This is a genomic window from Flectobacillus major DSM 103, from assembly GCF_000427405.1.
GTDB lineage: Bacteria > Bacteroidota > Bacteroidia > Cytophagales > Spirosomataceae > Flectobacillus > Flectobacillus major.
The window spans coordinates 77,661-90,487 of sequence record NZ_ATXY01000004.1 but is presented as its reverse complement, the minus strand read 5'-3'; the positions used below and the strand labels follow the sequence as shown (position 1 = coordinate 90,487).

Sequence of the window (12,827 nt, the reverse complement as noted above, 5' to 3'; positions counted from 1 at the left end):
AACCTGCTATTTTATAGTTAGTTATAATTAGGATTTTGCTTTAATACGCCGTTACTCAAGTCTATTTCACGTTGTGGCAATGGGAAATAATAATGCTTAGGTTTGATAAATGTTCTACTTGGTTTAAAAGGCCCACGGTCAATTTTGTAATGGGCAACAATATCTATCAAACCCGCTTTATCCCAACGCATTAAGTCTTGATGACGCTCGTTTTCGCCTGCCAATTCTACACGACGTTCGTGCATAATATCTTTCATGGTGGCATTGGTTTTTGGAGCTAAACCTACACGTGTACGAACGGCATTGAGTTCGGTATCGCCATTTTTCCCTGAACGAATCTTTGCTTCGGCCACCAACAAATATATATCCGACGACCTCAACAAAGGAGTATTAAGCCCTTGATCCATATCGCCACTGGTAGTAAAGTCGGTATATTTTCGGAAAGCATGGCCTGTAATACGGCTCAAATCGGCAGTATATTCGGTAATACCGTTGCCTCTACGGTCTACTTTGTCGCCTTCGCTAAAGATTGAATATGCCCTTCTTGGGTCATTTTTTTCAAACTCATTCACCAAATCTTCTATGGGTTCATGAAACCCCCAGCCACCCCATGCCCCAGGTGTATGATAATAGGCAGGCGAGTTGTCGGTAGTCCAGCCAGATTTGTACTGCAAAGCGAATAAAGCTTCAGAGTTATTTTCATAAGCTGATTGGAAATTTTGGCTAAAGTCGCTTACCAATTTATATTTGCTATTACCTGTAATTTTTGTGCCCGATGCGATAGCCTTGTCCCAGTTTTGCTGATATACATACAATTTGGTTAAAAGACCATAAGCCGCCCCTGCGGTTACACGACCTGCATTTTCAGCATCATAAGATTCGGGCAGACGGTTGTCTACAGCATTGAGCAAATCAGATTCAATCTGTTTTTGAATTGTAGCCAAATCTGATTTGGCTTTGTTGAAATCCCCCGTTAAGGCATCGGCTTCCAGAATAAGCGGTACTTCACCAAAAATCAACGACAGTCTCCAATATACATAAGCACGTAAGAAATACGCTTCACCCATTACTCGACGGCGAAGAGCCTCGTCCATATTTACTTTAGGTGCGTTGATTAATACTGCATTGGCACGAGAAATCACCTCGTATTTGGTTGACCAAGTAGCCCCTATGTGCGAATTATTGGCATCGAAAGTAAACATTTCGAGAGCCGTTTCATCGGGGTGGTCACCAGCACGGTTCATGTCGTCTGAACAGTTATCGAACGTAAACTCGGTATGAGCAAATCCATCTTCATCCAATAATGGCGAGTAAATGGCATTGGTTGCCGCTACCACATCATCGGCATTTCGCCAAAACTTATCGGAAGCAGTTTGCCCATAAGGAGTAGATTCAAGCAAATTATTCTGACAAGCCGTAGCCGACACGAATAATGTAAGTATAACTAAGCATGTATGTTTTTTCATTGGTCTCTATATTTTTAGTAAACGAATTAGAAAGAAATCGTAGCTCCAGCCGTAAATGTGCGAGCCTGAGGGTACTGGGCATAATCCACGTTTTGTTGAGGATATTGTCCAGCCGAGCGATTACCTTCTGCAAAACCCAATTCGGGATTCAGCCCCGAATAACTCGTTAGGGTAAATACGTTTTGTCCTGTTACATAAACCCTTACTGTAGAGATTTTAAGCTTTTCGGTAAGCGATTTTGGTAACGTATAGCCAAGAGTAATATTTTTCAAACGAAGGAAATCTCCCTTTTCGATAAATAGGTCTGAAGTACGATAGTTTTTGTTGGGGTTAGAAGCACTTACTCTTGGAATTGTATTACTTGTACCTTCACCGTGCCATCTACCCAAGTTTTCGGCATACATATTAAATGAATAACTTGCGTCTAAACCCTGCATTCTGTCGGCGTTATAAATATCGACACCACCTACACCCAAAAAGAACAAGTTGAGGTCGAACCCTTTATACCCTAAACTTGTATTGAAGCCATAAGTAACCTTGGGTTGAGGGCTTCCCAAGATAGTCCTATCTTTGTTGTCTATCGTACCATCTTTGTTCAAATCTACAAAACGTACATCACCAGGATGAATCAAGCCTTGCGAGCGGCGAGGGTCGTTGGCCAAGTTAGGGTCGGCATCAATTTCTGCTTGTGTTTGATACAGCCCATTGGTTTTCCAGCCATAGAATGTACCATAAGCACTTCCTTCATAGGTACGAGTTACCTCTTGGTCGGTTCGGCCGTAGGTTTGCCCACCCAAGAAACTACCAGGGGTTTGTAATTGAACGATTTTGTTTTCAATAAAAGTAGCATTACCACTTACCGACAATGACAATTCGCCTAATTTTTGCTGATAGGCAAGCTCTATTTCAAGTCCTTGATTTCGTAGCTGTCCAACGTTTTGGTCTGGAATAGAGGCTTTGCCTAAAGTACCTACCGCAGGCGGAGCCAACAACATTTTCTTGGTATCTTTTACAAAATAGTTGATAGTTGTTTGAAAACGGTTTTGAAGAAAAGCCAAATCCAAGCCAAAATTGCTCATTTCGGCCGTTTCCCAACCAATATTAGGATTTGGCAAACGTCCTTGTGCCGATGCAGATGTATTTTGGTCGCCAAAAGAATAACGATACGTAGAATTAATCAAGGCCAAATATTGGAGTGAATTTACGTTTTGATTACCCAATTGCCCCCAGCCTCCTGTTACTTTCATATTGCTAATGACATTGCTTAGCTCTTTGAAGAAAGGTTCTTCCGAAACCCTCCAGCCCAACGAAAAGGCTGGGAAATAACCCCATTTGTTACCTGGAGCAAATTTTGACGAACCATCAGCACGGAAGGTGGCCGTAAGTAAATAACGGTCTTTGAATGAATAATTACCTCGTACAAAATACGATTGTAAGGCATCGTAGCTACGCCCGCCGTTGTCATCGCCCAGCGAAACTATGGTGTTGGCATATCGCATATAGCGTAATTCGGGGGCTTCGCTCGAAAAATCTCGCCCAGCCGAAGCAGCATATACTTCATTGAAGGTTTGAGAGGTATAGCCTCCTACAAAACCAATAGAATGTTCTTTGATTTTTTTGTCGAAAGAAAGAAAATATTCTTGTAAAAAAGCCCAGTTCTTTCTATTGGTAAGGGTTAATTGATTCCATTGAGTTGACCTAAATTGGTCTTCTATTTTTACTTCAAAATTGGATGTATTGGTAAAAGTGGCATCTAGTGCCAAATTAGCTCTGAGTTTTAAGCCCGATACAATTTCGTATTCGCCCGTGACACTCCCTAAAAAGCGATTTCGAGTATTGTCTTTGTCTTGATTAGCAATTGTATAGGCAGGGTTGTTGATATCGCCAAAAGCTCCTTTATCTTTGGTAGTACTATACGAGCCATCGGCATTGGTAACAGGTAAACCCGGATGAAAACGAATAGCACTCCACAACAAGCCATCCTGAGCCGATAAGGTATTGGGGGCGTTGTCGTGGGTATTGGTAAACTGCAAATTTTGACCAATCTTTAGTTTATCTGTAATCTTATGGTCAGAGTTGATTCTAAAAGTATAGCGTTCATAGGCCGATTTTTTGATTACGCCTTCTTCTTTATAATTTCCTGCCGAAATAACGAAAGAAGAGTATTTGCCACCACCTCTTAGCGATACATCAAGGTTACGGGTAGTTCCTTGTCGTAAAATTTCGTTTTGCCAATTGGTTTTTTGCGTTTGGTATTGGGTATCTGTCCAAATAGAAGGAATATCTAACCCATCGTTGGCATAGGCTTCTTGTTTGAGTTTGGCTAGCGAGCTAGCATCAAGTACCGAAATAGTTTTGAGCTGGTCCGAAACACCATAATAGCTATTAACGGTCAATTTGAGCTTATCGTCAAATTTGCCTCGCTTGGTTGTAATCAAAATAACCCCATTGGCGGCTCTTGTTCCGTAAATTGCTGAAGCAGAAGCATCTTTTAGTACATCCATCGACTCAATATCGTTGGGGTTTACGTCGTTCATACTTCCAGCTGGTACACCATCTATGACAATAAGCGGGTCGGCGTTGTTGACCGTACCAAGCCCTCTGATACGAATAGAGCCTGCATTGCCAGGGGCTCCACCATTCCGTACCACATTCACCCCCGACATTCTTCCTTGCAAAGCTTGCTGAGCCCCACCCGAAGGCAAATTTTGAATATCGCTTCCTTTTACTGCCGATACCGCCCCCGTAACATCCTTCTTTTCTTGTGTACCATAGCCTACTACTACTACCTCGCCCAAAAGCTTCATGTCGCTTTCCATGGTTATGTCAATTAATGTACGACCATTAATGGCTACCTCTTGTCTGATAAATCCAATATGTGAAAATATCAACGTTCCGTTGCCATTAGAGATATTCAGGGTATATTCGCCGTTGACATTGGTGGCTGTACCCGTATTAGTACCTTTTAGCAAAACACTTAGCCCAGGAATAGCCTCGCCTTTGTCGTCGATGACCTTCCCCTTTATGGTAAAGGCTACATTTTTCAACAACTTACTTTCATGAGCAATTTTTGAAGCCATATTATCAAATGGCGAATCTTTCGGATCATTTACCTCTAGCGATAATTCCTGTAATTCTTTGGCTTTTGCGGGTTTTATAATAAACACATCCTCAGCAGTTTGCCTAAAAGTAAGTTTGAATGGAGCTAATAGTGTTTTTAAAGCAAGGCTCAAGTCTTCGATTTGTGACCATTGGTATGAACTAACATACAGGTTGTCTAAAGCAGTAGAAGAATAGCCAAATGTAACTTTGTGCTTTACTTCTAGCTCGTGTAGGGCTTCTTTTACGAGTAAAGCTCTTTCTCTCTTTTGTACTTGTTTTACTTTATTTGCTGCAAAAATTTGTGCAGAAATAGAGTTTCTGGCAATAAGACAAAATAGAATCAGGAAGCAAATAGGACTGAAAGCCCAGCGATTGAGTAGCGTTTTCTTCATCGGCTTTTGGGGTTACTTATGTTTGTGCTTGGTTAGAAAATTGAGGTAGTCATTATTTATGAGTAGTATTTTGTGCTAATATGATTTGTTTTTTGCCTTTGTCTATTTTCAAATCATGTATTTCGCTAATAGCCATAAGCAGCAAATCCAAATCTCGTTTGGGTAGCCTAATCGTAATTCTCAACTCTTTGAGGGAATCTGCTTTGAATTTTACCTTGTACGAAAAATTTCTTTCTATAATAGAAGCCACTTCTTCGAGCGACGTATCCTCAAACATAAAAAGGTTATCTTTCCAGGTGCTATACACTTCAGGCGTAACGGTTCTTCTAATGATTTTTTCTTGTGGATTCTTAGAAACTTCTACCAATTCGCCTGGTTTCATTACCAGTGAGCGGGTATCTACATTATCAACGTGGAGTTTGATTTTGCCTTTGTTCAAGACTATACGTGTTTTTTGGGCTTGTTCTGAAACGGTAAATTCTGTTCCTAATACTTCTACTTGAAGGTGATTAGGAGTATTTACAATAAATTGTTGGTGATTTTTTTGATGAGTAATCGAGAAAAATGCTTCTCCCGAAAGTATTATTTCACGAGGTGTATTGGGTTGCCAATCTTGAGAAAATGTAATAGATGAGTTGGCATTGAGTACCACTTTCGAGCCATCGGGCAAGGTAATATTTTTGGTTTCGGTATCGCCCGTAACTATTTGCGTTGTTTGCCATTGCTTGCTTATCAAGAAATACGCCACTACCGAAATCCCTATAATGGCTAGCATAGCGGCATATTTGACAACCACATTTTTGTACCAAGGCCGAAACGCCCATACAGGCGACTGCTCTACTGGGGTAATTTCGTCTTGTATTTTCTGCCAAACTTCGTCCATAGCCGATAAAACAACGCCCGAAGGAGCTACCTGCCAGCCTATTATCAATTGCTTGGCTATTGCTATTTCTTCTTTTTGGAGAGGGTTGTCTAGCTGATATTTTTCCCAAAAAAGGGTATTTGAGGCACTGGGAATTTTAACCCATTCAATAAAATAGGTGTCGGCCGCAAACTCAATGGCGGTATATGATGAATAATCTTTCATGCTGTTTCAGTTGTAGGGATAAAGTGGCTCGATAAGCCATTTATTAAATTTGAAAGAGCAATGGAAGGATTCTCTATTTTTTACCTATCGAAAAAGAAATATTTTTTAAAATATCCTATAAACTACTAATATACAATATATTACAAGTTAAAATATTTTTCCATTCAAATAATACAATGCCAAAACGTACCAAAAATTATCATGGTCGAGTTGCTTGCGAAGCGATTCTAAAGCGGTATGAATAAGATTATAAACGGTACGTACTTTGAGCGACATCAGGTCGGCTACTTCGCTATACGACAGCCCTTCGATATATAAAAGGGTAATGGCTTCTTTTTGGCGGTTAGACAACCGGCTAATTGCCGCTTGTAATGTTACTTCTCGTTGTTGATTAGTTTGTTGGGTAATAAACTCTAGCTCAGGCGAAAATAGGGTTTGTTTATCGTCTAAATCTGCCATATAACTAACATATTGGCCTTCCAACTGGATACTTCTATAGAGTTTTCGCCTCATTACTTTCAGCAAATAAAATTTGATAGAATCGGTGTCCGATAGATTGTCCTTACTTTTCCATAATTCTACAAAAATATTTTGGATAGCATCTTTCACCATACCTTCATCATGAACGATATGAAAACCGTAGTGATACAAAATATTAAAATATGTTGTGTAAATTTTACTAAAAGCCTCTTTATCACCTGCCTTAAATCGCCCCCATAGTTGTACTTCATTAAGTTCGGCCATTATTCCATTATATATTTAAAGTTCATTATAATTTAGTATATCTACTCTTATTAACCCTCATAAAGGGTTTTTATACTTATTTGAGAGGAGCTTTTGCCAAAAAAGAAGAAGATGATGACGACTAAATTTTCAAATATAGTATAAAAAAAATGATTTTATCTATATTCTAAATTTATCGTTTTGATATTATTCGGAACAGAGTATTAAGAAATTGATTGAACAGAAAATCGTATCTTGAAGAATCATACTTAAAGCGATATAAATGGTTGTTTGGAAGGGTTTGTCAATCATCAATGCTATAATCAAACAGCATCCATTTTGACTAGTACGGGCCTTTTTCCTCTATTTTTTATCATAAAAATAATTTTTGTGGGGATTGGGCTATATAATTACACCAATGATGAAAATCTTTTTTTATAGAAAATAACTATAATATATAGTTTTGAATACCAATATATTACGCATATCAACTTTGAGTCCAAAACTGCTAAAGTCAATATACGTAATTGTATTTACTGAGTTTTTTCAAAAAAAAAGTATTTTCCTAAAACTAAAAATAACTATATTACGTATGTATGTATAGGTTGTTGTAAAAATTCAGGTGCATTTAGTGTTCTGTTTACGTCTATTATATGTACAATTTTGGCGGTTGTATTACCATAATACGTACAAACACCTAGTACATGTCTTTTTCCTCTTTGAGAAAATTTTTTACTTGCTTGGATAGTTTAATCTATGTTTACATTGCTCACGACATATTAACCCAATTTTATACTTTAGGCGGTGTATAAATTGTGGCAAAATATTGTCATCCTCAACCCAAACTACCAAGAAGAAATATCGTATCGAAGAATACAATGCCTATATCAAGTAGAGGGTTATTTGTTTAGCTAGTATTATTGGTTTATTAAAGCTCATGTTATTCTATTATTGGACATCAATAGTAATGATAACTACTATGACCAACTACTAAAAGAAACCCTCTATATTTAGACCTCCAAAAAATTTATCATAAAATACTTATCGACGATCAGCTTTTCAGCTATTTTAAAGGCTCTTTTATATCAAACAATTAACTTAAGTTAATTGTTTTAGCATCTACGAAAAAAAAAACTGTTTGGATGTAGTTATTTTTATTTTCTTTCAAAACCTCTGCATTCCTAAAAAAAACAAAGGCAAAGCACTTTAAAAGTACTTTGCCTTTGCTTTTGATATAAAGGTATAGAAATTATCAAGAACTATTAATTTACACTATCAGGAACGCTTTTATATCAAGACAATAGCCCAAGATTAGCTTCTTTAGCCCAATCCATAATAAAAAAATTATTATTCGGTCAAGAATTTTACTCCTAAAGCAAAAAACACCAGAACATAGTTTACCAAAGTGTCTATTTTTTATGATTATAAACAAATAGAGTACACAATCCTAATACCTGATTATCAGCAAATTACTTATAAAACAAACTTGTCTTGTATATCATAAATCACCATTGATTGCAGCACCTTCAACATCCAATTCTCCTTCTCCTAAAAAAATATCATAAAAATCACAGATTTATGTAACCTTTTGGTAGTGAGTGTAAATAACAGGTTGTTTATTATTTATAACTCTAATACGCTATATTATGAAACCATTTTTCACTAAATCTAAAAAAGGTTACATTCGAGTAAACCATCGTTGGTTGCCTATTACCGAAATCGTTATGTTACAAGCTTGGAAAAACTATACGTATATGTATTTTAATAATGGGCAAAAAGTACTTTTCTCCAAGACTATCAAAACATTTGATGCCTTATGTACTGAATATGGCTTTTTACGATGCCACAGGGCTTTTATCATCAATGGAAATTATTTCCTGAGCTACTCGCCTACCAATAATTATGTGGAATTAAGTTATAATTTGAAAGCTAATATTTCACGACGACGCAAAAGTGAAGTACATTATTTTCTATTGTTACGCCAAAATACGATTTGCTAGCCAGATGGCTAGAGCCCAACCTTTAAAATAGAACTCTGAGCCAATTCTATCGATGTATGAATCTAACATTTACTCCTCAACAAATTGTAACGATTATTAGAAGTGGAAACCCCAACTCTGTAGAATATGTGATAACTTTTTTGTACAAAAAATTTAAACCTATTGTAAATACTTACGTTTTTAAACATGGGGGCTCAAAGGATGATGCTAGCGACTTATTCCAAGAGGTAATTTTGACATTTATAGACCTAGTGCTTGTCCTAAAGTTTGAAGCACAATCCATGACTGAGCTACAATCCTATTTCCTTTCAATCACAAAAAACAAATGGATGAATTACCGCAAAGCGGCTATTCGCCGCTCGTATCACGAAAGTAACTCTCTGACTACAAAAGACCTTCAAGTAAACCTCATGGCTTTGCTTGAACAACGAGACTTTGCCGAACACTTTAGGCATCTTTTAACACAATTGGGGTATCCTTGCAATAGTATTTTAGAGGGCTATTATTCTGAACAATTATCCCTAAAAGAGTTGTCGGAAAAGCTCAAAATTGCATCGCCCGAAACCCTAAAAGTGAGAAAACTGAGGTGCTTAGAAAAGCTGAAAGAGCTTGTACTGAAGTACAGATTATAAGGCTTTATTATTGCAAAAAGATTCAACCATTTATCAAAATCATTATTACTATGAACCATTCCGAATCAACAAAACGCCTCGAAACAATTGAGAGATACGTTGAAGGCCAGCTAGATATACATGAAAAGGGTGTATTTGAACAACGTCTACAAAGCGATAGTACTTTACAAAAAGACTTTGATGAGTATATTCAAGTGGTGGCTATGTTTCGAAAATTGAAAATTGAAAATCGGGTTATGTCTACACTTCAACAATTAGAACGCCAAGAAACGGCTGTTTCAAAAACTATCGGAAAGCAAAATCTGTGGTATAGGGTTGTTGGAACAGCTCTGGCAGCCTGCTTGTTGTTTGTACTGTATATTTCCTTCGATTCTATTCAGTTACCAGATGTAAAAAACGATTTTTCGATTGTAAGAGATATAGATATAACGGCACTTTCAGTAGACGAAAAAAAGACATTTGGTTATTTTTATACTGGAAAAAAAGCCTTAACAGCGGGGGACTTTCAGGGTGCTATTGTCAATTTTCAGGAATTCTTGAAAAATAAAGAATTACGACCTTATTTTAGTCAAGCGGCCAAGTGGCATCTTATATTGGCATATTTGCACGACAACTCGCCTACTAAAGCACAAAAATTATTAAGCGAACTAGACGACGAAAACGATAGCTATCCTATTGGTACTGTCAATAAAATAAAGATTCGCTGGCAAATTTTTTGGCGTTCCATTTTCTAAAACCATATACAAGCAAACCCAGCAATATCAAAACCAGCAAATACCAACCTAGCGATGAAAACCGACTGGTAACAAGTGCTTGGGTATTACCAATCAAACATACATTGGCCCAAAAAAAAGGATGATTCAGTCTATTTCCTAGATTGCTGTCGGACAAAAAGTCTAATTTGGCTTGTTGTAAGGCCACGTCTTTGGGCTGCCCTTTTTGTAAATATTGAAAAAATCGAGAGGTGATAAAATCGCTTGAGGCATCTTGGGCTTGCCACTGAGCCGCCAATACCGATTGACAACCCGCTTTATAAAAAGCGTATCCTAAAGATAACACTCCCTCAAAGCGTTGTACTTTTCCGTTGGCACTATTACAAGTCGGAATCATCATTAATTGGCAGTGATTGAATGGCATTGAGCCAATTTCGTGAAAACCAAGTCTGTATTCTGTTTCGCTAGGGTGAAAATATAAGTATGAGTTACCAAAATTGTTGGTATCAGCTACTGAATGGCATTGCAAATGAATAAGAGCATATTGACGATAATGAGCTAAAAAAGCCGATTTGGTAGCTTTTTTGCCCAATAAGTCATCGTGTTTGGCATATTGCAATAATGCTGAACTGGCCAAAGCTTGTAGGGTATCGCCTTGTTGAGTAATCGTTGTTTGAGTAAATGGCGAAACATTTAGTAATGACTTTTCGGGCGTTTGAGGGCTCTTTTGAAACCCCATCAAATAACTTGCTACAGAATATTGATAACTGATGGCATAATGTTTTAGCAGATAGTCATCGCTTTTTTGTCCTGTTTCTAATAACTCAAAAGGAATATAATTGAGTAGCCCATCTCGGCTAATAGTAATACGAGTTGTATGATTTAGTATTTTTTCAAAAGGTTTAAGCAAGAGCTGGTATAGCAGTTGTGCTTGAGAAGAACTTTTATAAGAAAATATGGTTGGGTTTTTTCTGGTATCTATTAATAATGCTGACACCATTTTGCCAAGCTGAATATTATTTTGTGGTAGGTATTTCAAACTAAATTTTCCATTGGCCAATAGCCAAACATAAATACCATGATTGGCCACTACCGTATAGTTTAAGAAGGCCATATTGGAGGGAAGGTTTGCCGAAAGCTCTCTGACCGAAATACCAGCACTATTGGCCATTGGATAAGGCTTGATATGTTGATAAAGTTGCGATGTTAGTTGAATAGCCTTTAACTCACTATCATTCAGGAGGTTTTCCAGACTATCACGGGTTTTGGATTGAATAATATTGTTGGAAAGTTTTTGTCTAAAAGAAGCTGCTTTTTGATTTTCGACTATCAATTTATCATTGATTTTGAGCGATTGAGGACTCATATCGAGGTTATCATTTCCTATTTTATCGATCAGTGCAATTGCCTTTATGCTTTCTAGTATCCTAATTACTACATTGGCTCGTACTATGCTAGGAGCTTGCTTGTACCAAAGATACCCCATGGCTATAGCTTGATTGAAAACTGCTATATTTTGACTACTAAAATCAATTTTGTCGGTGTAATATGCCAACGATTTTCGGTGTTTTTCGGCCAACGCAATCGCCAAAGCAAAGGTTTTTACCACTTGTTCTAGCGATACCCTGTTGTCGTGTTGTTGGTATAGCTGGGTTAGTAGCTGAGCCTTACGGCTTAACAAGTCAAATAATACTTTTTTATCATAAATTTTATCGGAAAGGGTAGGGTTTTTAGCAAAATCGATTTGATTAAAGTTCAACACAATAGCATTGAGTCCTTGCTGCAATAGTTGTAAAGCCCGATAGGGTTGATTTTGCCATGTAAGGTTCTCGGATTTTTGTAAATATGTCAAACTTAGATATTTCCCTTTTGTTATATGATTTTCTTGAAAATAGGCTATCACCTTATTCAGATACACCTCGCTTTGGGTAATGTCGTGTAAATTTGAGTAGCAAATACCACGGTCAAAAAAAAGCATAGCTTCCTCATTTTCTATTACTTGTGGATTGTTTTCGGGTAAGGTTTTATACCAATCTATCGAGCGTTGGTTAGCTTGCAGGGCTTCTTTAAATGACTTTCGACGAATGGCATTCCATGTAATAGAAGTAAGTATATTGACTCCTTGAATGGACTGAGGTTGAGGTATTTTACGGAGGTCTATTTGTTGATACAGCTCAAAAGCCTTTTGATATTGGCCTTGTTTGTCATAAATATTGGCCAAATTATTTTTCAGAATAATCTCTATATCTTTAATTTGGTATTTTTGGCATATATACATGGCTTTTTCCAAATAGTACATAGCCTTGGTATGGTTGTATTGTATGGTCGAATAAAAAAGTTGTTCGTGATTCAGAAATTTAATGGCAGTAATGGGTACTTGGGCTATTACAACAGGGTATTTTTCTAAAAGTTGATTCCCGTATTGAAAAAAATAAAGCAACGAATCGCTCCTACCGAGTACCTCATAGTTATAAACCATATAATGATACAGCCTTAACCGAGTGGCAACATTAGAAAGTTTGGCTTGGGGTATATATCGAAGGGCTTCTTTGGCTTTGGTATTAACAGCATCTATACTGATATTATAGTACCTATCGAGCGATTCTAGTATTTTTTGGGATACCGCCAATGAATCTTTTTCGGACATACCAAAAGCAGATTTGCCTAATAAATCTATTGAAGCGAAGAAAAGACATATACTAAAAATAGTGA

The 12,827-nt window shown here is 37.3% G+C and carries 8 protein-coding genes; 3 read left to right on the top strand and 5 right to left on the bottom strand.

All coding sequences use genetic code 11. The features are described 5' to 3' along the window. Positions 1 to 17: 17 nt before the first annotated feature. The 4 genes from FLEMA_RS0101060 to FLEMA_RS0101045 all read right to left on the bottom strand — a co-directional run bounded on the left by FLEMA_RS0101060 (position 18) and on the right by FLEMA_RS0101045 (position 6,791). Positions 18 to 1,466: a RagB/SusD family nutrient uptake outer membrane protein gene (locus FLEMA_RS0101060; RefSeq protein ID WP_026993855.1), complete on the bottom strand. Its 1,449-nt coding sequence runs from the start codon at positions 1,464 to 1,466 to the stop codon at positions 18 to 20. A gap of 26 nt (positions 1,467 to 1,492) precedes the next feature. Next, on the bottom strand, positions 1,493 to 4,960 hold the full coding sequence (locus FLEMA_RS0101055; RefSeq protein ID WP_052353898.1) for a SusC/RagA family TonB-linked outer membrane protein: 3,468 nt from the start codon (positions 4,958 to 4,960) through the stop codon (positions 1,493 to 1,495). Positions 4,961 to 5,012: 52 nt separating this feature from the next. Beyond that, on the bottom strand, positions 5,013 to 6,047 hold the full coding sequence (locus FLEMA_RS75835) for a FecR family protein (RefSeq protein ID WP_052353897.1): 1,035 nt from the start codon (positions 6,045 to 6,047) through the stop codon (positions 5,013 to 5,015). 147 nt (positions 6,048 to 6,194) lie between these two features. Continuing rightward, positions 6,195 to 6,791: an RNA polymerase sigma factor gene (locus tag FLEMA_RS0101045; RefSeq protein ID WP_026993853.1), complete on the bottom strand. Its 597-nt coding sequence runs from the start codon at positions 6,789 to 6,791 to the stop codon at positions 6,195 to 6,197. Positions 6,792 to 8,416: 1,625 nt separating this feature from the next. Here FLEMA_RS0101045 and FLEMA_RS0101040 point away from each other — a divergent pair. Genes FLEMA_RS0101040 through FLEMA_RS0101030 form a run of 3 tightly spaced genes read left to right on the top strand, consistent with a single transcriptional unit; the run spans position 8,417 to position 10,136 of the window. After that, on the top strand, positions 8,417 to 8,770 hold the full coding sequence (locus FLEMA_RS0101040) for a LytR/AlgR family response regulator transcription factor (RefSeq protein ID WP_026993852.1): 354 nt from the start codon (positions 8,417 to 8,419) through the stop codon (positions 8,768 to 8,770). Between the two features lie 56 nt (positions 8,771 to 8,826). Next, a complete protein-coding gene (locus FLEMA_RS0101035) occupies positions 8,827 to 9,402 on the top strand; it encodes an RNA polymerase sigma factor (protein ID WP_026993851.1) in 576 nt (191 codons plus the stop codon). A 50-nt stretch (positions 9,403 to 9,452) separates the two neighbouring features. Then, positions 9,453 to 10,136: an anti-sigma factor gene (locus FLEMA_RS0101030; RefSeq protein WP_026993850.1), complete on the top strand. Its 684-nt coding sequence runs from the start codon at positions 9,453 to 9,455 to the stop codon at positions 10,134 to 10,136. Here the strand turns inward: FLEMA_RS0101030 and FLEMA_RS0101025 are convergent. Next, complete coding sequence (locus FLEMA_RS0101025) at positions 10,087 to 12,762, bottom strand: CHAT domain-containing protein (RefSeq protein WP_026993849.1); 2,676 nt, start codon at positions 12,760 to 12,762, stop codon at positions 10,087 to 10,089. The genes FLEMA_RS0101030 and FLEMA_RS0101025 overlap by 50 nt on opposite strands. Positions 12,763 to 12,827 lie beyond the last annotated feature (65 nt).